This is a genomic window from Adhaeribacter soli, from assembly GCF_008727925.1.
Classification (GTDB): Bacteria; Bacteroidota; Bacteroidia; order Cytophagales; family Hymenobacteraceae; genus Adhaeribacter_A; species Adhaeribacter_A soli.
The window spans coordinates 44,361-68,746 of sequence record NZ_VTWT01000011.1; the positions used below are offsets into that span (position 1 = coordinate 44,361).

Genomic DNA, 24,386 nt, shown 5'->3' on the forward strand with positions numbered 1-24,386 from the left:
AAAGCTGGTGTTAGGTACGCCTACATGTACTGTTTTGCGGCATTTTTGTTTGCAGGTTTCCCGGTAAACGCGGGTAACGCCTTCCGGCTTCCCGGCCCGGACTTTCCGCCTCCGTAGTCTGTGTTCCCACAGACCACCTTGCTGCCGTTTGAGTAAGCTGCCAATTTTTAACTTTCGTGCTTCGGTCTGTGAGGGCACAGACCCAGGATAGAGGCATAAAATGTAACTATTGTTTTCTTGACCTCAAATAAATTGTTCCCTAAAAAGCCCTGCTTCCACTGCGGATTAGCCGCCATGTTCCATGCATGCGCGTGGGCTGGAGGCTTGTTTCTGAACCTGGTAACGCACACCAAATGCTATCCTTTTAAACCGGAAAAGTGCTGCCTTTATCAAAAAACAGGCTCCGGGTTATGGCGCACGCCGGAACAAGGTTTATTTTGATTCGGATAATTTTTCTGATTAGTTTTAGCCGGAAAACGATAGGAAATATGCCTGAAAAAGTATGGGTCGGCGGTATAGGGAGAAGGGCCGGATTTAAGAAGTTTGCAGCCTTGCTGGTATTGGTTTTTCTGAGCCTGACGGTTGCCCGGGCGCAGGAAGGACCGGCCAGGGAATTTACCAATCCTAAGAACGGCCTCCGGTACCGGATCGTAAAGAACGATACCAGCCTGATCGTCGATAAAATGGCGGTTTTTCCGGGCGGCGATGCGGCCATGATCAAGTACCTGCAGCAGAAGATCGTCTATCCGGAAGAATCCCGCAAATACGGCAAAGAAGGACTGGTGAAAGCGAAGTTTGTCGTGAACCGGTCCGGACAAATCGAGAACATAAGCATTGCGGAAGGAGTGGACCGGCCCATCGACAGCCTGGTAGTGAAGATTATCCGGGAAATGCCGCGCTGGCAACCCGCCTACCAGGGCCAGACGCCTTTAGCCAGCCGCTACACCCTGCCCGTAAGGTTTGCCCTTACCACGGAAGCGGAACGAAAAAATATTATAGCGTATGAGGCCGACAACATTTCTTTCCGGCATTTTAAAAAGTGGCAGGTAAGTCGCACGGAGAACGCGGGAAACGTAGAACTGAAACTGGAGCACAAGGGCTTCGGAAAAGGCGGGATGATCTTTGTAAACGTTGAAAAGGACACCCTGGATACCCGCTTGCACCTGGATAAAAAACTAACCCACTTTACCCGGAACAACGATACCAGCCGCCTGCCTTTAATTTTCGATGCGCCGGAGAAAAGCATGTTCAATACCTACCAGGCCTGGAAAGCTTCCGGCCTTATGCAGATGAATGCCGTGGCCACGCACCTGGTCGGGAAATACCTGATCGATGTGTACACCTTTAAAGCCGGCGGTAAAAACATTGCCGTAACCTATCTGCAGTTCGAAGAAGACCGCGCAAAAACCAACCTCGATTTCGGGGTATTCCAAAGCAGCTTTAAAGTGCTGAAGTAAGGATATAACCTTGCTGCCACCAAACCAACCTCCCCGATAAAATGCTACCCTTTCAAACCAAAAAAGCACCAGCCCTTCCCAGGAAACTGGTGCTTATTATTAAAAAAACTGCTCCTGGAATACACCTGTCATCCTGAGCTCAATTGAGCGCGGGAGCGCGAAGATTGCGAGCGTAGCTCTGAAGGACCTTGTCGGCTCCCGGCAGAAAGCCAACCCGGAGCCATTATTAAACATTAACTATTAATCATTAAACAAGTTCGTGGGCTTTTATCTGGCCATCCATGTAGCGCTTATCGAATTTTTCGCCGATGTTCAGTTCGGTCATGGGTTCCATCAGGCGCTGGTGCACCGGGAGCATGGTGGTGGGCAGGGTGATGTTCTTCTGGGCAGCCAGGCTTTTTAATTCCTCGGAGTAACTGCCGTGTTCGCTGAGCATCAGTTTGGCAAAGATCCGGACAGCCGGGTTGATGCCGCGCGCCTGGGCCAGTTCGCTGCTACGGGTCTCGAACAGATCGGAGCTGGCGGCCATTTCCGGGAAGCTGTAGGTTTCCGTAGCCTGGGTGGTTACCGCCCCGGAATCGGTTTTGGTGGAGCTGCAGGCGCCTAAACTAAAGGTCAGCATACCGGCGGCTAAAAAGGGGAGTAGGGCTATTTTCATGCTTCCTAGGTCACTGTGAGTTATCACCCTTACGACACCGAGAGAGAGGATATTACTTTAAAAGTTTTTTAAATTTGTTTTAGATTTTTAGGAAAATATTAAATTAAAAAGGATACCAAGGGAAAACTTAGTATCCTTTTTAATAACTGGAAAATCGAATTAGCTATTCTTTTTCTTTTCTACCATTTTCTTCTTATCAAGTTTATTAAAGATTTGACTTACTTGATTTTTTGAATACAATGAACTATTAAAACTCTTGGCGACCTCTGAATACAAGTTTTGTAATGTCTTCTCTGTTGCCTTTTGTATTTGAGGATGAATTTCAGAGATCCTAAAATGATAATAATATAAAATTTTAATCATGATTGAATGCTTCAGAATAGGAATTTTTAAAACCTGTACACTCTTTTCAATATACCTAATATTGCTACTTAAGTCAATATCACAGAGCATATAGAATAAGAGAAATAGTTTAAATTGAGAATCCTTTTCATCTGTGAGGGAAATAGATTCAATTTTTTTCTTAATCACAGATTGCATATTTACAGCCCCAATCATATCAGATAATCTGCTCTGAACAATTACTGGTAGTAATTGTTTCATTAGGTTTGCTAACATTGTGATATGGTCATTATTATTATCTGGGTTGTTTGTTTCTTTTCTCATTGATTCAAAAAGCTTAAAACCCCACATCACAGTCGTGTCTAACAAATAATTGAAGATATTATTAATTAAATTCCCATTTTTAATATCATCTGCATTTTTAAAAACCCGACCTAAAATATATAAAGCTCGTTCTAATGAAGCGACATCCTCCTCATCAATAGGAATTAATTTTTTAACCCTTACTTCACAATGACGATCCCTATCCGCAATTCCATTTTCTAAAATTGGGTCTTCAAAATCATCTATTTCATCTTGGGAAAGACGCTCATTAATTACCTCCATTTCCTTTTTACCCAAATGAAGAGCGATATCATCTGTAGCAATGGACTTTAACAAAGAGTCCATATTTAGTCCTCCATTCACTGAATATTCAAAGTGAATGTTATTAAAAATGCGTTGTGTTTTATTAAAAATCCTTTCAACAAAATCCTCATCGCTTCTATTAGAACCAGCATACATTTCTAATTCATTTTTAAAACTAAGATAAACATCGTTATCATCTATGACGTTATTTCTAAATTCCGAGTTAAGTTTCAAATAATGAGCTAGAAAATATTCGAATATCCCATTTAACCTAAAAGAATACATTCCAGGATAAACCTCCTTAACGATCCCTTTATTTTCTACATAGGACCAAACTGTATTGGCATTAGTATGGTTTCTAGGATTTTCTTTTAGATATTCTTCTGTGAAAGCATAGATTTCAGGGATACTAGCTGAGTAAGAAGTATCTTGTTTTTTAAGGAAGAATCTAGCTAAGTGAGCCAAATACTGTTTGTACTTATCATATGAAAACTCTCCTTTACTTCTTAATAAGTTTTCTCGTTCAAGGATGGATTCCATATATAAGTCAACAAGATCGACATCGTTATTAATGTCTCTATTACTTTCTTTAAAGACCCACATAAATAAAGACACATTCCAGAAATTAAATGGAATTGCAAGCATATTGAATATATGGTTTATTCTAGTAATAACCTCTGTTTTACTATTTGAATTGCCATAAAATTTTTCTGCAATTTCCCGTATTTGTTTCTTTTTAAGACTATGGAAAAAAATATTAATCATTTTTTTATCCCCAATAGAAACATCTCGGTATTTTGTTAAAGAGTTTTGATTACAACATATTATTATTTGAGATTTATGGAAACATTTAATAATTTCTTCTAACCACTTTCTCTCCTGTTCATTAGTTAAATCTAGATTATCGATTAGCACTAAGGTTTTTTGAGTTTCCATTATACTAGTTGCCCCAGCTCTGCTGGTGGCAAAATAGGTGGCAACTTCTTTTTGCGTTCTAGATTTTACATCCCCACCTTTTTCTGCTTTTGCACTATTAATATAAAAAGGTATTACTCCAAGGATAGGGAATTTACTTAAACATTGTAGTTGTAAGTATTTGAGCAAAGAGGTTTTGCCAGATTTATCTTCCCCCATTATTAAAAAGTCTGATCCTGAATTTACAAAGTCATCACAATTAAAAATAGGAACAGAGTTTTCTTTCTTTACTTCTTCAGGGCTTTTTGAGCTTATAACTGGTGTCGTCCAAAGGTCAAGAAAACCTTTAGCATCTTTATTTACTTTTCCATTTAAGAATAAATCATTGGCTTCTTCTAATTCTAGATCATGTAACTCTCTAAGTCGTTGTCTAAACTTATTCTGTTCCTGCTTTTCCTTACTTACTGGTATTTGAACCTCAATTAAATTCCCGTCATAAAAATATTCGCCTTCATTATTGAACTTAAATGTTTTCCCTTTCACAAAATAGGTTTCATTATCCACATTAATAACTGTGTAACCTATTGTAGAACCATCTGTTCCAGCAAGTGAAGCAGCTGATTGAAGCTTTAAAATTCCATCAGTATGTGTTAAAAAGACCGAAGCAGTATCCTTATGTAAATGACCGGAAAAGGCAATGTTAAAATTATTGTGAATTACATCTTCCAATGCATATTCATTATATAATTTAAAATTAGAGAGTGGATGATGATGTAATATTATTTTGATTTGAGCATCCTTTAAATGGTGTAAACCTTCATTGATAAATTTTAATGGTAAAACTAAGTTACCTTCATCATTATGACCTACAGCTCTCCAAGCTGTATTTGCACAATATATCCCTATAGTTTTATTTTCTATAGTTCTTAAATGACACGAGTAGCCATTTTTATAAATATCCTTTGAGTTTGATTTAAGTTCCTCCGTAAATGTGTAATAGTTGTTTAGTGGAAGCAAGCTATTTGAATAATCTATTCCGGGGTCTTTTGTAAACTTATCTAGCTCAATATTATCCTTTATTGTATCAATAAATCTGATAGTTGCCATACTTCGCTTTGACCTATCGACATCATGATTACCAGGACATATAAAGAAATTCTCTAATGGAATATCTAAATCTTTAAGTAAAGGATCAATAAGTAATTCCTTTGCTTTTCTAAAAGACTCTATTTTATCACCAGAATAAACTAAGTCCCCTGTAAAGAAAATTAAATCCGGTTTTTCGGATTGGAATTTTATGTGTTCAATCATTTTATTGACCACCTTAGTCTGTCTGTGTAAATCCTGTTCTTGATTACTAAAATGGAAATCTGTTAAGTGTAAAATTTTCATAGTAAAGAGAAAGTTTAATTGGGTTTGCAGTGGGTAAGATAGGGAATTGTATTGTTATTGTAATAGTTTCTTTTTCAATTTTTCTTACTTGTTTTCAATCCGCTTTAGATTATCCCCAAAATTTTTGGGAACTTTGAATTTAAAAAAATACACCCCTTGCCCTTCAACCCCTTCCAAATAGACCTTCCCGTTACGGAAATCATCCCGACGGTCCGCGAACACCTGGCTGCCCGCAACACCCTGATCGTAAATGCGCCTCCCGGGGCCGGTAAAAGCACCTTGCTGCCGCTGGCCCTCTTGGAGGAAAGCTGGCTGGCCGGGCAGAAGATCATCATGCTGGAGCCCCGCCGCCTGGCCGCCCGCACCATTGCCGAACGCATGGCCCAGCTCTTAGGCGAAACCGTGGGGCAGACCGTCGGCTACCGCATCCGCTTCGAGAACCGCATTTCCGAGCAAACCCGCATCGAAGTGGTAACCGAGGGTATTCTCACCCGCATGATCCATTCGGATAGGGCGCTTACCGGCACGGCCCTCGTCATTTTCGATGAATTCCACGAACGCAGCATCCACGCCGACGTAGCCATGGCCCTGGCGCGGGAAGCCCAGCAAACCCTGCGCCCCGACCTGCGCCTGATGGTGATGTCGGCCACCCTGGATATGCCCCAGCTCACGCAACTGCTCAACGCCCCAGTGGCGCAAAGCATGGGCCGCCAGTACCCCATCCAAACCATTTACGCCGGCGAGTCCGACGAATGGATGCTGCCCGAATTCACGGCCCGCACCGTGCTGCAGGCCCTCCGCGAGCAAACCGGCGACGTACTGGTGTTCCTGCCCGGCGAAGGCGACATCCGGAAAACGGAAGCCATCCTCCGGAAACAGCTCCGCGACGTGGCCATTCACCCGCTCTTCGGCATGCTGCCCAGCGGCAAACAATACGCCGCCATCATGCCCGACCGGCAGGGCAAACGCAAGGTAGTGCTGGCCACCAGCATTGCCGAAACCAGCCTCACCATAGAAGGCGTGGGCGTGGTGGTAGATACCGGCTTCGGCAAAACATCGCGCTTCGATCCCAAATCCGGGTTGTCGCGTCTCGAAACCGTGCGCATTTCCAAAGACTCCGCCGACCAGCGCGCGGGCCGGGCCGGCCGGCTGGGTCCCGGCGTGGCTTACCGCCTCTGGACCAAAGCCGCCCACGAACGCCTGACCCCGCACCGCACCCCCGAGATCCTGGAAGCCGACCTCAGCTCTTTGGTTTTGGATATGGCCGCCTGGGGCATCATCGATATTGCCCAGCTAACCTGGCTCACGCCGCCGCCCAAAGCCGCCCTGCTGCAGGCCACCGACATGCTGCACCAACTGCAGGCCCTGGAAAACGGCCGCATAACCGAACACGGCAAAAAGATGCACGCCCTGCCTACGCACCCGCGCCTGGCGCACATGCTCTTAATGGCGCAGGAAGCCGGCGTGCTGCCCCTGGCCGCCGACATTGCCGCCCTGCTGGAAGAACGCGACCCGCTGGAACGCAATTCGGGCATCGACCTGAACCTGCGCATCGAAGCCCTGCGCCGCTACCGTAAAGAGAACGTGGGCGGCAAACGCCTGCAAAAGATCGAAAAGGTAGCCGCTTCGTACCGCCGCATGTTCAGCCTCGAGCCCGGAAACGGTATCCCGGACCCTTACGAAACCGGCGTATTACTGGCGCACTGTTACCCCGAACGCATTGCCTTTGCGCGCCCCGGCAACAACGCCCAGTTCCAGCTTGCCAACGGCAAATACGCCTCCGCCGGCCACCGCGACGACCTCGCGCACGAGCCCTGGCTGGCCATAGCCCACCTCAACGCCCGCGAAGGCGTGGGCCAGATCTTCCTGGCTTCCCCTTTAAATCCGAGAGACCTGGCGCCGCTGGTAAAACAGCAGGACGTCATCACCTGGGACACCACCGACGGCGAATTAACGGCCTCCCGCGACATGCGCATCGGCAGCATCGTGCTCCAAAGCAAACCCCTCCCGGAACCCGACGAAAAACACCTGATTCCCGCCATTTCCGAAGCCCTGAAAAGGGAAGGGGATACGCTATTGAACTGGACCGAAAAAGTGCAGCAATTCCAGAACCGGGTATTAAGCCTGCGCAAATGGCGCCCCACCGAAGGCTGGCCCGACCTTTCTACGCCCACGTTATTGCTTACGAATCCCGAATGGCTCACGCCTTCTTTGCGGGAAGTGGAAGTGCCGGAAGATCTGCTGGAAATAGACCTGCTGCCCATTTTAGAGCAGTTCTTAACCGCTGAACAGAAGGCTGCTTTAAATAAACTGGCTCCGGCTACCATTGCTTTACCCGATGGCTACGAAGCGGAATTGCTGTATCTGAAAAACGGCAAGCAACCCATTCTGGAAGTCCGCCTGCAGGATATTTTAACCTGGGAAGAAAACCCAACCGTAGACGGCGGCGAAATGCACGTGCTGCTAAATCTGCTCACGCCGGACCTGAAGCCGTTAGCAACCGTGGCGGATCTGGGGAGTTTTTGGGCGGAGAAGTATAGCGATTTGCGGGGGGAATTGGTGGCGAAGTTTCCGGGGGTGGCGTGGCCGGTGCGTTAAGGTAAGCAGGAGCACTTAGACACGAGCGGGACGCTCGCGCCAGCGACCTTTACTTTTGGCGGAATAACTGTCTGGTGCGGACCCGATGCTGGTGTGAGTGTTGCTGGTGGCATTTAGACACGAGCCGGAGGCTCGCGCTAGCGACCTTTATTTTTTTGGAATGATAGTGCTGGTGCTGATGCGAGCATGATGCTGGTGCGAGCCTCCGGCTCGTATCCTTTTACCTTCAGGCCAAGTCAATTTCCAGCAATCCTTTTCCTCCACTGTAATCGATGGCACTGCTGTATTTCCAATGGTGGGGTTCGGAAACAAAACCAGCTACTACCGGATTTTGGTGCGTGTATTCGATCTTTTGGTCGATCACTTCCGGGCTCCATAATTCGATTGGGTGGTTGTGGTGTTGCCAAAACTGCCGGAGTTTAGAATTGCTGTTTTTCGATGCGGCTTTTTCCATCATCCAGAGCAACCATTCTTTCCGGCTTTCCTGGCTGTTTTCGGCGATTGCTTTTTGTAGTTGTCTGGAAGTAAACGTTTTGAATTCTTTAAGCAATTCGCCCGGGTTATTATGCTTCGCTCTGAAAACCAGATGAACGTGGCTGGGCATGACACACCAGGCGTAAATTTCCATGCCTTTCTGCTTCCGGCTGTAATCCAGGCTTTCCAGTAAAACGGTAAAGTATTCATCCCGGATAAATACGTCGATCCAGTAGACCACCGCGAAACTTACAAAGTACAAGCCTTCCTGGTTATAGAATTTATATTTGCGACTCATGCAGATGTTGTTTTAGTTGCGTTAAACCAAATACGGCGTACCATGGAAAAGGTACGAGCCGGAGGCTCGCACCAGCAGATTTAGCTGCCGGGGTGGGGTCAACTCTACCGGAATCCATAATCAGCATTCAGCCTAATTTAATTATCAGGTTTGCAAAATAAAATAACCCCGTGTTCTGAATTTTACTACCTTATTCCTGAATTAAACTACTGAAAAACCATGATCGATAAAACCATTTACCCGCTCGAAGAATTTCCGAAACATGTAGCCAGTCTGACCCCACGCCAATGGCACCAGGTTTTTGAGTTTATTCCCCAAATTGAACGAACGGAGGAGTTCGGTTCGTACGGCGGTGGCCGGCAGATCGCGCCGGGCTTTGTGCTGGCTTCTTATCATACCAGTTCAAATCTGGCTAGCAGTTTCATGAGGACGATGTACAGCCTGAGCCTGGTAATTAACTTCGACTGGAGCCATTGGAAGGAAGGCGAACGGATGATCGATTCAAAGAATTTTAAAGGGCAGGATACCATAACGCTGCTGAAACTACTAACGGCCATTATCCGCAACGACCGGTTTTGCGAAGGGTATCTGGATGGCAAGTTTTATGATGGAACCGTCCTGGCCATTTTAAAGGAATTAAAAGGCCGGGTAAACGAGGAACAGCCTTCGGAAAAAACTGATAGTGCCCGCTAAAATGGCCTTCCGGGTAATAATTACCGGCGCTACCGGCATGGTGGGCGAAGGCGTGATGCACGAATGTCTGCAGGACCAGGAAATTTCGGAAGTATTACTCATTAACCGGCGGGCTTCCAGCCATCAGCACCCTAAATTAAAAGAAGTAATCGTTCCGGATTTCCTGCATTTCAGAAACGTAGCGGTAGATTTCAAAAACTACGATGCCTGCTTTTTTTGCCTGGGCGTTTCTTCGATGGGCATGAGCAAAGCCGATTATGAGAAATACACGTACGACTTAACCCTGGAAGTTGCCCGGACCATGGCCGCACAAAACCCGGATATGACCTTCTGCTACGTAACCGGCGCGGGTACCGACAGTTCGGAAAAAGGCCGTTCGCACTGGGCACGGATAAAAGGTAAAACCGAGAACGAGCTGCTGAAGCTGTTTAAAAACGCGTATATGTTCCGGCCGGCTTTTATTCAGCCTACGCCCGGCCTGAAAAACACGAGCAAGTATTACCGGTATATAAAATTCCTGGAACCGGTTTTAAAAGGGCTTTTTCCGAATTACATTTGTACGCTCCGGGAAGTAGGGCAGGCCATGATCAAAGCAATGAAGAAAGGTTATTCTAAACCGATCTTGGAAGTTCCGGACATCAAAGCTTTGGCGCATTCTTAAATCTAAAAACGCAACCTGTGAAAATCGTTTTAAGCAAATTGATGTTTTTGACAATTCCCGTTATTTTGGCAAGCTGCAACCTGCCCAATAATCCGGAAAACCCCGAGATGCAGCAGGAAGAAGTGAAGTCCCAAACCGATTTCATTTCCGGAAAAGTAACGGAGATCCAACCGGGCAAAGACGGCTATACCGCCCGGATCAAAACGGCCGAAGGTCAGGAATACCTGGCTACCGTCAGCCATGCCAATTTAACCGACCCCACCACATACCGTGCGGTAACCGTTGGCGAAACCGTCCGGGTAAAAGGGGATCATTGGGAAATGGAAAACCAGCAGCATATTACGGTTCGGGAATTAAAGTAGTTTTTTGAAGGAATGGCTTAATTTCCCTTTCATTTTCCTTTCCAGTTTACTTCTCGCGCCTGAAAAATAAGGATGCTTTTAACTATGCTTTTCCGGAACTATTCATCCGGAAATTTCCTGCCGGGGATGTATAAATCCCTGCTTCTGCCATTTCAAAAATGCGGGGCAATTAAACAGATTAATTATTAGAATTTGCTTGACGGGGAATTTGATTGACGGGATTTGTAATCCCGTATTAACCGAGCCGTGGGATTTGTAATCCCACTTTCTAAAAATTAATCTGGTAATGCACCAGTAGGAAAAGCAGGAATGGATACGGCAGCCTGGTGTCCGGTGAGGGCACCGGCAACAGTAAAAAGTTTCCTCGGCGTTGCTCGGAATGACCAGCTTTTCTCCTTATTATGACGGCTATGGTGTTTTCACCATAGCCGTCATAATAAGGAATTTTATTGGGTCATCCTGAGCGAAGCCGAAGGAACTATCGCATACCGAACCCGAACGAAAGGCATTTTTTGCTACGCTCAAATGCCATAGGAGTAACCAATAGTTTCTTCGACAAGCTCAGAATGACCTCATTTTTTCTTAGCCTGACGGCTATGGTGAAAACACCAACAACGGCGGGCGACTTGGCTGTCATCGCAACTTTTTGAAATTTTAAACCAAAATTTTCTCCACTCGGGATGATGAAATAAAGTAGCTTAGCCTGAAAGCTATGGTTAAAAGATCAGCTTCAGGCCAGATCCTGGTCAGCTCTTCAACCTGGTCTGTGGCGCACAGTCCGGAGCACGGCCGGAAAAAAATGCAGGAAAGCTCACGGCAGCAAGGTGGTCTGTGCAACACTTACGGTAAACGGTTTCCCCGACAAGCCCAGCATGACCTGCTTTTGTTTTTAACCTGACGACTATGATCAATGGACCCGCTTCTGTCAAGATCCGGATCTGTAAATCTGGAGCAGCTAAATTTTTGTAATTCCATATCTGCAGATCCCGGCTTGTAAGCCTGAATCCTGAAAATCCTTCCATCCTGTAAATTGGCTCCGCCGAACTTCGTTTCTGATCCGATCTTTATTTCTCCAGCTGGAAGAACAACTGGGAAATAGGGATCAGCATTATGCCGCAAAAAGCAAACGTGATAAACGAGACTTTCAGGTTAAAGGCGTGCGCAAGGTACCCGATCATGGGCGGACCCAGCAGCATGCCTACAATGCCAAACGTTGCAATTAACGAAACAGCAATGCCGGGCGAATAGGTTTTAGAGGTGCCGGCCAGCGTGTAGGTTAAAGGAATTACGGCGGCGGTGCCAAAACCAACGAGGGAGAAACCGATCATGGCGGGCCAGAAACTTGGGAAAAGAATGGCCAGCAAAATGCCCGAAAAGATAAAGATCGCACTCATGATATACGCATTCGCCATCCCAATTTTATCGATGATGCGGTCGGAGAGGAAGCGGGAAGTGGCCATGAAGACCATGAAGGTGAGGTAACCGGCCGTGAAAATTTCTTCTTGAATTACCTGCTGGAAATAAATGCCGCTCCAGTCGAACATGCCGCCTTCGCACACCATGGCAAAGAAGGCCAGCAAGCCCAGGTACAAAATAAAAGGTTCAGGTTTCTTGAAAGTTAGCTTGTTGCCGGAAGTAGCCCTGTCGTTACGGAGCAAATACCGGTAAGCCAGCAAAGCGGTTAAAGTGGTAATGCCGGTAACCATAAGCAAGTGCGGAATAATGGTAACTTTCAGCGAAACCAGCAACGTGGTAAAACCCACGCCCACAATGCCGCCGGTGCTCCAGAGGCCGTGAAAACCGCCGTTTATTTTCCGTCCGTAAAGGTTCTGCAGGTTAATGGCCTGGGTATTTATTGAAATATTCAGTACCCGCATGAATAAAGCGTACAGCACCAGGGCAAACACCAGAAACGTGGCCGAATTGGCAAAAGCGATCAAACTAAGGCAAAGTGCGTTCAGAATAAAACCAACGGTTAAAGGTATGCGGGTTTCGTATTTGGTTACCAGCCAACTGGAAAGCGGTAAACCCGCCATGGAAGCCACCGGCATCGCAAACAAAATGCTGCCCAATTCGGCTTCGTTCAGGTCTAAAGCGGCGGCAATGGTGGGGATGCGGGAAGTCCAGCTGGAAAAGCTGAAACCGGCCAGAAAGAAAAAGGTACTCAGGGCAATTCGCTGGTTGCGTAAAGAAGGCATGCTATTAAAAAATCAAAGGGCAAAGGTAGGGGAAATCCTGCAGGGCTGTTTATTGGGGTTCCGTTTAGTATCCGGAGGTTACTTCATTTACTTCTGCAGCGGGCGAATGGTTTTTAACCGGAAAAGCATAGCGTTTTAATGGAAGGAAGTAAAAAAGACATTGAAATCTGGATATAAGTATCTGGACTGAAAATATGCAAGGCTCTGTAACGAACTGAGGTTACGCAAGGAATAAGTTCACTAATGAAGTTTGATTCTTTCTCCAATCAGGAAATCATTGCCGTCTGCTTTAGCTGACGGATTTCAAGCAAACAGTTTAGTGGCCTTAGCCTAACCAATTTTTTGGCTCATGAAAAGTTTGGCTAAAGCCTTATTTGCTGTCTTGTTTAACCGTCAGCTAAAGCAGACGGCAATGAAATCCAATACCTTAAAACTGTGAATAGGATTGGCTTCTGAGGGAGGATTTCCTGAGTCGTAAGCTCAGCGTTTACAAAAAACGGCCGGATGTACATCCGGCCGTTCTCTATTTACTTACCACTACTTCCAGTTCTTCTTCTGCTTTTAAAGCAGCCTGGGCGGCCTGGTATTTGGCCAGCTGGTTTTTCAGGAAAAGCGGTTTAGAATCGCGGTAAGAAGAAACGGCTCCGACCTTGTGCAGCAGGTAAATATAATTCCAGGCCAGGTCTATCTGGTAAGGCAGGAAACCGGCGCGGGCGCTTCCCGGGTAAAGGTGGTGGTTGTTGTGCCATTCGCCGGAAAAATAGCCGGGCCGCGTCTGGTTAACGGAAAGGTTGCTCCGGTCGAAATCGATCCCGTCCTGGTGTTTTGCCTGACCATTGCCATGGCCGGTGTAATTAAAAGCCCGCACCAGTACGAACCAGAATAAAGCGCCGCCGAATAAGGCACAGGCCAGGCCGTGGCCGCCCATTAAGTAAAAAGCCCCGTACCAGAACGACCAGTTCAACAGCCAGAGGCCAATAGTGTACAACGGGGAAGCTATGGAACCCCATTTCTGGTATTGCTTATAGCTGTTGATCTTTACCCCGGAATGGCTGAGAAAGTGCGTGGCTTTTTTATAGTTCTCTTCGCTCAGGTTCTTGGAAATACTGTGGTGATTTACATCCGAAAGCATGCAGTACATAATGCCGGCATGCGCATTATACGGGTCGCCGGGTTCTTCCACTTTTACGTGGTGCACGTGGTGGGAAACCACGTACATTTCTTCCGGAAACGTGCGGAGCACCAGGTTCTGGGTAATAAAACGCCATACCGGGTGGCTGAATGTGAATGCTTTGTGGGTGCAATACCGGTGGAACCAGATGGTGCCGTGCGTGCTCATAATAACCATGCTGTAAAGCACGGCAGCTCCTAAAAGCCAGAACGAAAAGTAGTGGAACAGGAAAACGAATACAAATGGAAGCATGCACACGGCCATCACCCAGCTGATGAGCGAGATCCAGTTGCGTTTGTCTTTAAATATGTTGATCCGGGAAAAGGCTTCGGAATACAGTTGTTTAATGGAGGGGGTAACTAATTTACCTTCAGCGTTTTTCCAGCCGTATGCCGGTTCCTGCAGGATTTCATCAATAAATGCCATAAATGCTGTTTCGTGTGCCCAAGGCCGGTTTTAAATTGCCGGGTCGGGCACCTTGTGGATCTTAAAGGATGAACTTGCGGACGCTTTAAGATTTGAATAATTAAATAGATAAGGCGAATTGATTAAGGACGCGTTACCTGGCAAAATAAGGTAACGCCTGGCAGGCTGCTTAGCTTTATTGCAATTGTTTCTGTCATTTGCTTACAGGTAGGTTCGGGTATAAACCGGGAAAGCTGTAAACGCGGGCAGGGTAGTAAATAATAGAACGAGGGTTTGTAAGCTATTAGTTCTAAAGGTACCGTTTTAAATTTCAAATCAAAGAATAAAAGGTACGCTTAAAAATTTTTAGAGCGCTGTTTTTCATCACAGCTTTGCTACTTACCGGTATGGTTTTGGTTGGATCTTTTTGCGGGTATACGGGGCTTTCTCGGAGTAGTTCATTTACCATTAGTTGACTCAAAAAGGAGGGTAATCCGATTTTAATTAAAGGGCCGGTAAAGAATAATTAAGCGACAGCGAAATTAAATAGCTTCGGTTTAAGTTATACCTTTGGTAAATCTTACGCCATGCACTTGAACGAAGAAGAATTTAACGAAAAGTGGACCGGAGCCCTGGATGCTGCCGTTTGTGCCATGGCCGAAAGCCCGGAAATTGATCCGGAGAAGTTCTTCAGCATGGTCTGCATTCTGGAAAACCTTCAGTATTTCAGCCCGGTAATTTTCAGCGCACTTAAAAAGAACGTGCAGGAATAATTGTCTGAAAACAAATTATTGGTGCGCTATAAATTATGAACCGGCGGTACTACCTTTCGCCGGTGTTGCGTGTTTTTACTATAGCAGTAAGGTTAAATACCGGAGCCCCCGTAGAGACGTAATATATTACGTCTTTCACAGCATTGTGACAGTATTCTACGTCTTTCACAGCATTGCGACAAATTATCATATCTGGTCTCAACCGGTGCTAGTTGCATTTGCAACTTAATGCCGCTGTTTGTACCCCGAAAGGAGACGTAATATATTACGTCTCTACAGTCCGAAATCATAATAAATTTCCTTCCTGCCGTTGTTGGTGTTTTCATTATAGCCGTCAGGCTAATTATAAAAGGCGGTCATTCTGAGCTTGTCGAAGAAACTTATGGAGATTACAATGACAAAGCGAGCGTAGCAAGGTTTGTCTTACTGTTAAATTTTAGATATACGGCACCATAAGTTCCCTCGACTGGCGCTCGGGATGACGTAATAAATTAGCTTAGCCTGACGGCTATGGTGTTTTCTTCAGCAACCATACTTCAGCCTGCTTTTACCCGATAATTACTTCTTTATGAAACACTAAAGCCATTTCATCCTAATAATACCCATTCATTAAGTAAAAGAAGCCGCTTCCGGTGCAGGGAGCGGCTTCTTTTATTTTTTTGCTGAAAAGAATACGCTTTAACCTAATGGGAAATAAAGGGGCGAAAGAACCGGCAAGGCTGGCTTCAAAAGCTACTTCCAGGTACCCAGCAATCTTCGCAATATAATTATTTCGCCAATGTGGTAGGCATTGTGTTCGGCTACCAGAAGCGCTTCGCGGAACAGGTTCTGACCTTCGCCGTGCGCCAAGGGTTTATACAAATCATTGGCCGGGTCCTGTATCAGTTCAACCATGGTTTCTACGCCTTTCAGGATAGCGTTTATGCTCTTGTCAAGGGCAGCCTGATCGGCTGGCGCATTTTCTTTCGGCCAGTAATCTTCGGGCCAGTTCAGGTATTTGTAGTCCGGGTTTCGGCAGAATTCCAGGATATCGTAAAGGGTAAGGCGCATGTGTTCGATCAGTTTCCAAAGCGTGTAAGGCAGGTGTTCGATTGGTTTGCCGGCATCTTCTGCTTTTATTCCTTTCAGCAGTTCGCCAATAGGCTGATAAGCCAGATTTCCCTGCAACAGCTTAACCAATTGCTCCCGTACTACCTGATCCTGTTTCATGCTATAAACTTCCTTTTTAAAGTGGCCATTTAAATTAACCGGAAAAGGAGAGAAGGGTTTTTTCGGAAAAAAAGATACCGATTTTTATTTAGGAACTAAACTCCTTGAAAAACTACTGGCTAAAAGAACCGGATCGGTTTTCAGCTAATTAAAAGATATTCCTTTACAGCTATCCAGGAAAAAAGAAAAGGGCAGCTAACTTAGCTGCCCTTTTCGGAGTTGTTGCAATTTTGATCCTGCCGGATTCCTCGGGTGAGGGATTTACTTTTTAACCGTGAAGTTGATGCTCAGGGTGGTGCCAGCCGTTCCGGTCTTGTTGCCGCCGGTGTAAGCTGTACCTTTCAAGGTGTAAGTGCCTGCTGCCGGAGTCCAGTTGTAATAGTCGCCTTTCGAATCGCCCATTAACGAGTAAGGGAAAGACTCATCGGATCTGGTTTTGCTACCGGCGCCGCTCAGGGCAAAGTACACGCTGCCTACTGTAGAAGGAGAAGTATTGGCGCGGATATTTACTTTGCTGGTCTTAATAGTGCTCAGGCTGATGGCAGCACCATTGGCAATGGTCATGATATCTTTGTTGGTTTCAGCATTTACCAGGGTAAAGCTTACTACCTGCTGACCGGTTGGGGCCGGGGCTGGAGCAGGCTCCGTTGGAGCTGGTGCCGGAGCGGGCTCCGTTGGAGCTGGTGCAGGTGCCGGTTCGGTAGGAGCTGGTGCCGGAGCAGTTGTAGCAGAACCCATCATTTCGGCCAAGGTAGCATTAGCATTACCTACCCGGATATCGTCGTAGTAAAGCACCCGCTTGTCTACATCGGAAGTACCGTATTTAAAGGCCGATTTGTAAACGCCTACCTTCCATTTCGGCAATTCGCCGCTGTACATGTTACCGCCTTTATGAGTCAGGATCTTGGTGCCGTTTCTCCAAACCTCAATTAAGCCATCGGAGCCATTGGAGTGAATAAAGTGCAGCACGAACTGGGTCCACTGGCCTTTAGCCACCGGGCCTAAGCTGATATATTGCCGGTTATCGGGAGAAAGGGAATTACCGGTATGCAGGTGATACGTGTCGTCTTTGATACGCAGGGCTGTAGCCGGGCTGCTTCCCTGGAACCACTGGTTAATTACTTCGGGCTCTTTGTCTTTGGCATAATCGGTTGGCAGGTACTGGGAGAAGGAATACCAGGTATCTTTCTGGATATCGCCTTCGGACCCTTTTACAATGGTAACCTCCACGCGCTTGCCGGTGCTTTCCAGCGGGTCGGTTTCTCTTAATTCGAAACGGGCTGCTTTTTTACCGGTAAATACCGGATTGGTTACATACGTTAAACCATAGCTCATGGAGCCGGCTTCTATGCCGTGAGCCGTAGAGAAAGGGCTGGAGCCTTCCATGGTTTCTTCGTAGATCAGGTTGGCTGATTTGGCGCTGCTGGCCGAAGTTTCTGAGGGTTTTGCGGCCTCGTCGATTTCCTTTTTGTCGCAGGATGTGGCTAACACTCCAAATAAGGCGAGTGCTAAAAAGGGCTTTAATTTCGTGTTCATTGTGTGTGTTTAAAGCGAAAAGCTGTGTGTGTGTGATAATCAGTGTAATATGGTATTTTCTAATGGGCCGCCCCCGGTCTTCTTTTCAGCACTTAAGCAGCGCTGGTTTAAACCAGTAAAGAGGGTGAGGCAAGTTGCCGTTTAAGGCGTAGATTATTAGAAAATCAAGGGGGATCAGTTAGATAATTTGCCTTTGGAAGACCTGTATTTTAGCCTTTAAATTTTTCCTGCCGTCTGAGTTTTGATCAGAAACTCCGCCGCGCAGGCCTTGATTTAAAATATTAAAAGTAGGGACAAATTAAATAGTACTTTGTTAATGTAATCTTAATTCAGGACTCGATAAATCTGCAGCTACTCTGCTTTGTTTTTGTCGAATACAAATGCCTAACACCCAGGCTTTTGAAAAAGGTTCAGGAAAAATCCGGGAAGTTTATAGGAAATAAGGAAGAACAAGTGCGGAAATGGCCATTATTTGCTGGAAATGCGGAAAATACGGCCAGAAAAAAAATGCAAAAGTTTTCGATTTTAGTTGCCGGAATTAATATATAAAAATTGTATTTAAAACATGTTAATTGTTATATTGAATGGGTGATTTTTTAACATGATAAGAATTATGAGCATAAGTTTCTTATGGTTGCACAGGTAGAAGTTCGCTTATCATGATGAATTGATTTAGTGCCGGTTACCGGCAGCGTATTTTAGGCTCATAAACCTGTTAATTAATAGAGCATAAATGCTTAGCAGAAATAATAACACAATAAACTCATATTCCTCTTAACCGCTGAAGATTCAGCCATTATCTCCTAAGTGCCTTTTAATTATAAACTAAAGTAAAAGGGCTGTAGCGTAGTTGCATGACAGAAAATGTAATCTATTAATTGAAGTAACTATCTTTTCAAAAATTCCGGAATATTGAAAGTCTTAACGCGGCAAACGCTATTATTTTGCTTGAAAAAGTAACCGGGTTGCCCTATAGTCCTTTAGCGCCAATGCTTTAAAAAGTGACAGACTGAAAATAAAAGTATACTTTTAGGAATGCTTTTAACAAAACTTCACCGACCTCCGGCGGGAAATAATATTGTGCACCGTTCCGCTTTATTTGAGCAGCTAAATTTAGGTCTTGAACGCAAACTGATTTTGATTTCGGCGCCGGCGGGTTTTGGCAAAAGTATGCTGGTCAGTGACTGGAGCTTGCAGCATATAATTCCCACTGCCTGGTTTTCAATAGACAACGGCGATAACGATTTCGCCAGTTTTGTAAATTATATCTGTGCTGCCATTCAAACCATTAAGAAGGATTTCGGACTAAAAACCGTAGCACTTTTACAATCGCCCAACCTCCCTTCTGCCGAATCGGTTTCAGCCCTTTTAATTAATGAGATCATAGAAATTCCGAAGCAGTTTTTATTGGTGCTGGACGACTTTCATGTGATCAGGAACCCGGAGATCGTAAAGTTTACGGCTCATTTTTTAGAGCGACTTCCGGCCAATATTCATGTGGTAATTTTAACCCGCTCCGATCCGGCTTTACCGCTGGCAAGGTTGCGAAGCCAGCAACAGCTGGTTGAATTGCGCGCTCTTGATCTTGGTTTTTCGGCAAACGATATTCATTACTTATTTAATAAAAAGCTTAAACTGAAATTATCTTCTGAAGAAGTAATATCCCTGCACGCCAAAACCGAAGGCTGGATTGCCGGCTTGCAATTGCTGGCACTTTCTTTACAAGGCCGGGAAGATATATCGCAATTTGTAAGAGACTTTAAGGGCGATAACCGGTATATTATGGATTATCTCCTCGAGGAAGTCCTTAAGATACAGACCGAAGATGTAAAAGAATTCCTGTTACAAACCGCCGTTTTAGAACAGCTTTCAGCGCCGCTTTGCAATTCGCTATTAAACCGCAACGACAGCCAGGCGATTCTGGAGGCGCTGGAGCAAAACAACATGTTCATCATTCCCTTAGATTCCGAAAGGAAATGGTACCGCTATCATCATCTTTTTGCCCGTTTACTAAAGCAAAGGCTTTCGGTCAGGGACAAGGAAGCCGTTACGGAACTGCATAAGAAAGCGGCTGATTGGTTTAAAAATAATGCGTTTCCGTTTGCTGCCATCGAGCATTCCCTGGAAGCCGGAAATCCGGAAAAGAGCGCCGCGTATTTAGGCGAGATAATCGAGAAAATGTGGGAAGGCGGAAACCATTCGGCTATCATGAAATACGGGGACCTGCTTCCCGCTGACCTGGTTAAAAAGAATGCGACCCTCAGTTTATTTTATTCCTGGACCTTAATTGCATCCGGTCAGGTCCAGAAAGCAGCCCCGTTCTTAATTGCCGCCGAAGAAAATGTAAGGGAGCGCCTGAAGGACCCCACTGCTACCGAAGAAGAAGTATGCGGAGACAAAAAACTGTTCGGTAAAATAGCGGTTGCATTGGGCTATAAATATACCTTTCTGGGCAATCCGGAGAAGATCTTTTCTTACTGCAAAATTGCCATGGAGAATCTGTCGGAAGATGATCCGCTCTGGTTTAGCTGGGGATGGTACTTAACGGGAATGGCGCAACAGGCCGCCGAGAACATTCTCGAAAGCATTGAAGCGCAAAAGAAAGCCATGGAGTATGGAAAAAAAGCCGGTAATAACTACCTTATCACTTCCATTGCCATTTCCCTGGCTTACAGCGAAACCAGGTTAGGGCTCTTTAAATTATCGCATAAAAGGTGTGCCAATCTTTTACAGCTTTTGCAGGAGCAAGGCTATTCGGAAATGTTAAAATCGGAGTGGAGCTTTGCAGTGCTTTACGGCAATATGGCGGCCATCGAATACTTCTGGGCCGATCTGGACAATGCTCTGGAGAATATTCAGAAGGCCTATTCCTTGTGCCAAACGGAGGCAGATGTTACTACCAAAGCTATTGTGGTGCTGGTTTACTGCCTGGTTTTGCACGGCCGGGGCGATATGGCTGCTTCCGAAATGAAACTAAAGGAATTAGATGAAGTTGTAAAAGCCAATGCTGTTAATCCGAATTTGAAAGCGATGTATGTTGCCCTGAAAGGCGGCATGTTGGTATTACTAAACCAGCCTGAAAAGGCGCGGAGCTTTTTCGAAACGAACGGGTTAGATCCGGATAAGAAGATTACTTACGCCGATGAACACGGTTACGTGGCTTATGCGCTTTTGCTGGTATCGGAGCATAAGGTTGAACAGGCATTCACGCTGCTTGCCAGATTGTATGAAATGGCGGCAGCTCAAAACCGGGTCGAGCGGATAATTGAGATCAAGATCATTTACGCCGTTATTTATAAGTTTACCGGAGAGAAAGAAAAGGCCGTTTTAAACCTGGTCCAATCGCTGGAATATGCCGCCGACAATGAGATCATCATGAACCATGTGAATTACCTGGCGCTGATAAACGATCTGCTTCTGGAGGTATATAAAGTTCAGAAAACCGGGAAAACGAAGATCCCGGATAGCTTGCTCCGTAAACTGAAGCTGACCATAGCGAAAAGAGAAAAACAGGCGAAAGTAATTATCCCGGAAAACCTGAGCAGCCGGGAAGTAGATACCCTGCAGTTAATTGCCCTCGAGCTTTCGAACCAGGAAATAGCCGATAAGTTATTTGTTTCCCTGAATACGGTTAAAACGCACGTGAAAAATATTTACGCGAAACTGGAAGTAGACAACCGTAAAAAAGCCATTGAAAAAGGGAAAGCCCTTCAATTGATATAGGTTCTTCAGGTTTTATCGTTTTCAGGAATCTTGCCGGTTCACCCTTAAAATCACCCCAACGGGTGATTTTTTTGTTTTAGGGCGCCTCTACCTTTGACCCGAACAAAAAGACAAAGATGAAAGGCAAAACCAGGATAAAAATTCAGGACCATTTGGATACAAAATGGACGGATTGCTTTGATGGTATGGAAGTTATGCATGAAGGCGGCTTTACCATTCTTACGGTTCAGCTGAAAGATGAAAGCCATCTGCACGGGATCCTGAACTGGATCAGGGATCTGAACCTGCCAATTATTTCCATAAACAGTTGCGAAGAATAAGAGCAGGCCATGCCCTGAAATTAAATTCCTGCCCGGGTTTTTTGCCTGATTTTAATACCATTTCCAAATAAATAATAGCTGGGCACGCCATTGCTTTCAGCTTTAAAACCAAAAACGATATGAAACAATTTTTACTGACTATCCTGCTCGCTGCTTTTTCTTTTACAGCCGCCTACAGCCAACTAACCCAAACCGTAAGAGGTACCATTTCCGATGCCGACACCGGTACCCCTTTAACGGGCGTAACCGTGCTGGTAAAAAGCGCCGGTCCGGTTAAAGGCACCATTACCGATGCCGAGGGGAAATACCGGCTGGAAAATATTCCTACCGGCCGGATCACGCTGCAATTATCTTATCTGGGCTATGAGGCTATTACGGTTCCGGATGTAGTGGTTAATTCGGGGAAAGAGGCGATCCTGAATTTAACGATGCAGGAATCGGCCCTGAGTTTTGACGAAGTGGTAGTAACCAATACCAAAAAGAACGGCGAGCCGGTAAACGATATGGCCCTGGTAAGCTCCCGCTCCATTTCCATGGAAGAATCGAACCGGTATGCCGGCGGGTTTAACGATCCGTCTAAGATCTTATCCAATTTTGCCGGCGTGGCCAGAACCCAGGACGGAAGAAACAACGACATTATTGTAAGAGGGAATTCCCCGAAATACGTGCAATGGCGCCTGGAAGGGGTTCAGATTACTAATCCGAACCATTTTGCGGACCAGGGTGGAATGGGAGGAGGCGTGAATGCTTTAAACAATTCTTTGCTGGCCACTTCTGATTTTTATACAGGGGCCTTTTCTCCCGAATACGGGAACGTTCTTTCCGGCGTGTATGATCTGAAACTAAGGGCCGGTAATAATGAAAAATTTGAAGCAGCCCTGGGGATTGGGATTATTGGTACTGACCTTACGGTAGAAGGCCCGTTCCGGAAAGGATATGGTGGGTCTTATTTACTCAATTACCGGTATTCCACCGCCTCGGTTTTAAAAGACGTAGGTGTGATTGAAGCAAAGGGGATCCCGAAGTTCCAGGATGCCACCCTGAAAGTGGTGCTGCCAACGGCCAGATTCGGAACCTTCTCTCTTTTCAGTTTAGGCGGAAAAAGTGGCTTTGAGGCGGAAGATGTTTCACCCATAGATATAAATACGCCCGGCGACCGGACCATGCGCGGGGATATTTCGGAAGATATGAAAAGCGGAGCCCACTTGCTCAATGTCGGGGTAAACCATACCATGCCCATCACGTCGGAAAGTTTTATCCAGACCAATATTACGTATTCAAAAGAAGGAATAAATGACCAGGTATTTGAATCGAAAAGAATTCAGGTATTGAACGGAGAAGGGGGCGTAGTCCGGGATTCGGTAGTAAACAACATGCTGAACTTTAATAGCCGGCTGATGAAATCGGTTTACAGGGGGGCGGTTTCTTATACCAACAAGCTTAATGCGAGAAACAAAATTGTGCTAGGGGCCAATTACAACCTCTTTGCTTACAATTACAACCAAAGCCAGTTCGCCGACGATGCCGCCAATCGGTTTACCCTGATGGATTTTAAGGAAAATGTAGGCACGCTGGGCAGTTTTGTTTCCTGGAAGCTTCGGTTAAATGAACACGTTACCGTAGTTTCCGGCCTCCATAATATGAATGTGCTGCTCAATAAGAACAGCACCCTGGAGCCGCGGGTCGCCGTTAAATGGCGCTTAACCAACGGCAACGCTTTTCATGCAGGTTACGGTTTGCACAGCACCATGGAAAGCATTCACAATTACTTTGCAAAAGTGCCCCAAACCGACGGCAGGGTAATGGAACCGAACAAAGACCTGGAGCTGCTGAAAGCCCATCACTTTGTAATTGGCTACGAAAAGCTGTTGACTGACCAGCTGGTGCTGAAGGGAGAAGTGTATTGTCAGAAATTATACAATTTACCGGTCGAAAATGATCTGAACAGCGCTTTTGCCACGATCAACGAAAACCTGGATTTCAAATATACCGACCTGGTAAATAAAGGCAAAGGGAGGAACTACGGAGTGGAAGTTTCGCTGGAAAAATACTTCAGTAATAATTATTACTACCTGGTTAACGGCTCGGTGTACACTTCCAAATATACGGCCTTAGACGGTAAGGAAAGAAACACGGCTTTTAATAATAATTATCTGGCCAATATGCTGGTAGGTAATGAGTTTGTGAAGCTGGGGAAAAAACAGAACCAGACACTCGGGTTAAATGTAAGAGCCTTGCTCGATGGAGGTAAGAAAATTATTCCGCTGTTAAGAGACAGTAATGGCAATATTGCGGTAAATCCGTCCGGCAACCAGTACTGGGATTATGATAAGGCGTATGATAAATCGTTGGGAAGTGTTTATATGGTTACCGTTTCGGCCAGTTACAAATGGAATAAACTTAAAACCACGCACGAGCTTTTCCTGAACCTGGATAATGTCACCAATTCCCAGGGAAAACTCACCGAATTCTACGATGAAACTCAGCCGAATTCAGTAGGGTATACCACCCAGTTCGGTTTGTTCCCCAATTTAATGTACCGTCTCTATTTATAAGCAAATTCAACCTCCCGGT

The 24,386-nt window shown here is 45.5% G+C and carries 18 protein-coding genes; 11 read left to right on the forward strand and 7 right to left on the reverse strand.

The features are described from left to right. The first annotated feature begins 488 nt into the window (after window positions 1-488). A complete protein-coding gene (locus F0P94_RS17000) occupies window positions 489-1,457 on the forward strand; it encodes an energy transducer TonB (RefSeq protein WP_191907083.1) in 969 nt (322 codons plus the stop codon). A 247-nt stretch (window positions 1,458-1,704) separates the two neighbouring features. On the opposite strand, the gene F0P94_RS17005 is transcribed toward F0P94_RS17000, so the two are convergent. Next, window positions 1,705-2,115, reverse strand: a complete 411-nt coding sequence (locus tag F0P94_RS17005) for a DUF4142 domain-containing protein (protein WP_150905280.1) — start codon at window positions 2,113-2,115, stop codon at window positions 1,705-1,707. 159 nt (window positions 2,116-2,274) lie between these two features. Further along, a complete protein-coding gene (locus F0P94_RS17010; RefSeq protein ID WP_150905282.1) occupies window positions 2,275-5,391 on the reverse strand; it encodes a metallophosphoesterase in 3,117 nt (1,038 codons plus the stop codon). Window positions 5,392-5,547: 156 nt separating this feature from the next. On the opposite strand from F0P94_RS17010, the gene hrpB reads away from it, so the two are divergent. Next, window positions 5,548-7,989 (forward strand): ATP-dependent helicase HrpB, encoded by a 2,442-nt coding sequence (gene hrpB, locus F0P94_RS17015; protein WP_150905284.1) that lies wholly within the window; start codon window positions 5,548-5,550, stop codon window positions 7,987-7,989. 226 nt (window positions 7,990-8,215) lie between these two features. On the opposite strand, the gene F0P94_RS17020 is transcribed toward hrpB, so the two are convergent. Beyond that, complete coding sequence (locus F0P94_RS17020) at window positions 8,216-8,761, reverse strand: REP-associated tyrosine transposase (RefSeq protein ID WP_150905286.1); 546 nt, start codon at window positions 8,759-8,761, stop codon at window positions 8,216-8,218. 219 nt (window positions 8,762-8,980) lie between these two features. On the opposite strand from F0P94_RS17020, the gene F0P94_RS17025 reads away from it, so the two are divergent. From F0P94_RS17025 to F0P94_RS17040, 4 genes are all read left to right on the forward strand, one after another. Further along, window positions 8,981-9,454, forward strand: coding sequence for a DUF6508 domain-containing protein (locus F0P94_RS17025; protein ID WP_150905288.1), 474 nt, complete (start codon window positions 8,981-8,983; stop codon window positions 9,452-9,454). A 1-nt stretch (window position 9,455) separates the two neighbouring features. Further along, entirely contained in the window at window positions 9,456-10,115 is a 660-nt protein-coding gene (locus F0P94_RS17030) for an NAD-dependent epimerase/dehydratase family protein (protein WP_150905435.1), read from the forward strand. A 17-nt stretch (window positions 10,116-10,132) separates the two neighbouring features. After that, complete coding sequence (locus F0P94_RS17035; RefSeq protein WP_191907084.1) at window positions 10,133-10,477, forward strand: hypothetical protein; 345 nt, start codon at window positions 10,133-10,135, stop codon at window positions 10,475-10,477. 712 nt (window positions 10,478-11,189) lie between these two features. Then, a complete protein-coding gene (locus F0P94_RS17040) occupies window positions 11,190-11,375 on the forward strand; it encodes a hypothetical protein (protein ID WP_150905292.1) in 186 nt (61 codons plus the stop codon). Between the two features lie 166 nt (window positions 11,376-11,541). Here the strand turns inward: F0P94_RS17040 and F0P94_RS17045 are convergent, their stop codons facing one another. Both F0P94_RS17045 and F0P94_RS17050 read right to left on the reverse strand, forming a co-directional pair. Next, a complete protein-coding gene (locus tag F0P94_RS17045) occupies window positions 11,542-12,675 on the reverse strand; it encodes an MFS transporter (RefSeq protein ID WP_150905294.1) in 1,134 nt (377 codons plus the stop codon). A 523-nt stretch (window positions 12,676-13,198) separates the two neighbouring features. Next, window positions 13,199-14,272, reverse strand: coding sequence for a fatty acid desaturase (locus F0P94_RS17050; protein ID WP_150905296.1), 1,074 nt, complete (start codon window positions 14,270-14,272; stop codon window positions 13,199-13,201). A 566-nt stretch (window positions 14,273-14,838) separates the two neighbouring features. On the opposite strand from F0P94_RS17050, the gene F0P94_RS17055 reads away from it, so the two are divergent. Next, window positions 14,839-15,024, forward strand: coding sequence for a hypothetical protein (locus F0P94_RS17055; protein WP_150905298.1), 186 nt, complete (start codon window positions 14,839-14,841; stop codon window positions 15,022-15,024). A gap of 732 nt (window positions 15,025-15,756) precedes the next feature. Here F0P94_RS17055 and F0P94_RS17060 read toward each other — a convergent pair. Together F0P94_RS17060 and F0P94_RS17065 are read right to left on the reverse strand one after the other, a co-directional pair. Then, window positions 15,757-16,233: a DinB family protein gene (locus tag F0P94_RS17060; protein WP_150905300.1), complete on the reverse strand. Its 477-nt coding sequence runs from the start codon at window positions 16,231-16,233 to the stop codon at window positions 15,757-15,759. A 261-nt stretch (window positions 16,234-16,494) separates the two neighbouring features. Then, window positions 16,495-17,769 (reverse strand): polysaccharide lyase, encoded by a 1,275-nt coding sequence (locus F0P94_RS17065; RefSeq protein WP_150905302.1) that lies wholly within the window; start codon window positions 17,767-17,769, stop codon window positions 16,495-16,497. Window positions 17,770-18,168: 399 nt separating this feature from the next. Between F0P94_RS17065 and F0P94_RS19745 the strand changes: the two genes are divergently transcribed. The 4 genes from F0P94_RS19745 to F0P94_RS17080 all read left to right on the forward strand — a co-directional run bounded on the left by F0P94_RS19745 (window position 18,169) and on the right by F0P94_RS17080 (window position 24,367). Beyond that, window positions 18,169-18,318 (forward strand): hypothetical protein, encoded by a 150-nt coding sequence (locus F0P94_RS19745; protein WP_191907085.1) that lies wholly within the window; start codon window positions 18,169-18,171, stop codon window positions 18,316-18,318. A gap of 486 nt (window positions 18,319-18,804) precedes the next feature. Further along, window positions 18,805-21,492: a LuxR C-terminal-related transcriptional regulator gene (locus tag F0P94_RS17070; protein WP_150905304.1), complete on the forward strand. Its 2,688-nt coding sequence runs from the start codon at window positions 18,805-18,807 to the stop codon at window positions 21,490-21,492. Window positions 21,493-21,608: 116 nt separating this feature from the next. After that, entirely contained in the window at window positions 21,609-21,812 is a 204-nt protein-coding gene (locus F0P94_RS17075) for a hypothetical protein (protein WP_150905306.1), read from the forward strand. Window positions 21,813-21,931: 119 nt separating this feature from the next. Beyond that, window positions 21,932-24,367, forward strand: a complete 2,436-nt coding sequence (locus F0P94_RS17080) for a TonB-dependent receptor (protein WP_150905308.1) — start codon at window positions 21,932-21,934, stop codon at window positions 24,365-24,367. The last annotated feature ends 19 nt before the right edge of the window (window positions 24,368-24,386 follow it).

Excerpts from the sequence above, each read along its gene's own strand:
- F0P94_RS17005 (WP_150905280.1), bottom strand. The coding sequence starts at position 2,115 with ATGAAAATAGCCCTACTCCCCTTTTTAGCCGCCGGTATGCTGACCTTT.
- F0P94_RS17010 (WP_150905282.1), bottom strand. The coding sequence starts at position 5,391 with ATGAAAATTTTACACTTAACAGATTTCCATTTTAGTAATCAAGAACAG.
- F0P94_RS17080 (WP_150905308.1), top strand. The coding sequence starts at position 21,932 with ATGAAACAATTTTTACTGACTATCCTGCTCGCTGCTTTTTCTTTTACA.
- F0P94_RS17055 (WP_150905298.1), top strand. The coding sequence starts at position 14,839 with ATGCACTTGAACGAAGAAGAATTTAACGAAAAGTGGACCGGAGCCCTG.
- F0P94_RS17025 (WP_150905288.1), top strand. The coding sequence starts at position 8,981 with ATGATCGATAAAACCATTTACCCGCTCGAAGAATTTCCGAAACATGTA.
- F0P94_RS17040 (WP_150905292.1), top strand. The coding sequence starts at position 11,190 with ATGGTTAAAAGATCAGCTTCAGGCCAGATCCTGGTCAGCTCTTCAACC.
- F0P94_RS17060 (WP_150905300.1), bottom strand. The coding sequence starts at position 16,233 with ATGAAACAGGATCAGGTAGTACGGGAGCAATTGGTTAAGCTGTTGCAG.
- F0P94_RS17000 (WP_191907083.1), top strand. The coding sequence starts at position 489 with ATGCCTGAAAAAGTATGGGTCGGCGGTATAGGGAGAAGGGCCGGATTT.
- F0P94_RS17030 (WP_150905435.1), top strand. The coding sequence starts at position 9,456 with ATGGCCTTCCGGGTAATAATTACCGGCGCTACCGGCATGGTGGGCGAA.
- F0P94_RS17050 (WP_150905296.1), bottom strand. The coding sequence starts at position 14,272 with ATGGCATTTATTGATGAAATCCTGCAGGAACCGGCATACGGCTGGAAA.
- F0P94_RS17065 (WP_150905302.1), bottom strand. The coding sequence starts at position 17,769 with ATGAACACGAAATTAAAGCCCTTTTTAGCACTCGCCTTATTTGGAGTG.
- F0P94_RS17020 (WP_150905286.1), bottom strand. The coding sequence starts at position 8,761 with ATGAGTCGCAAATATAAATTCTATAACCAGGAAGGCTTGTACTTTGTA.
- F0P94_RS17075 (WP_150905306.1), top strand. The coding sequence starts at position 21,609 with ATGAAAGGCAAAACCAGGATAAAAATTCAGGACCATTTGGATACAAAA.
- F0P94_RS17045 (WP_150905294.1), bottom strand. The coding sequence starts at position 12,675 with ATGCCTTCTTTACGCAACCAGCGAATTGCCCTGAGTACCTTTTTCTTT.
- F0P94_RS17070 (WP_150905304.1), top strand. The coding sequence starts at position 18,805 with ATGCTTTTAACAAAACTTCACCGACCTCCGGCGGGAAATAATATTGTG.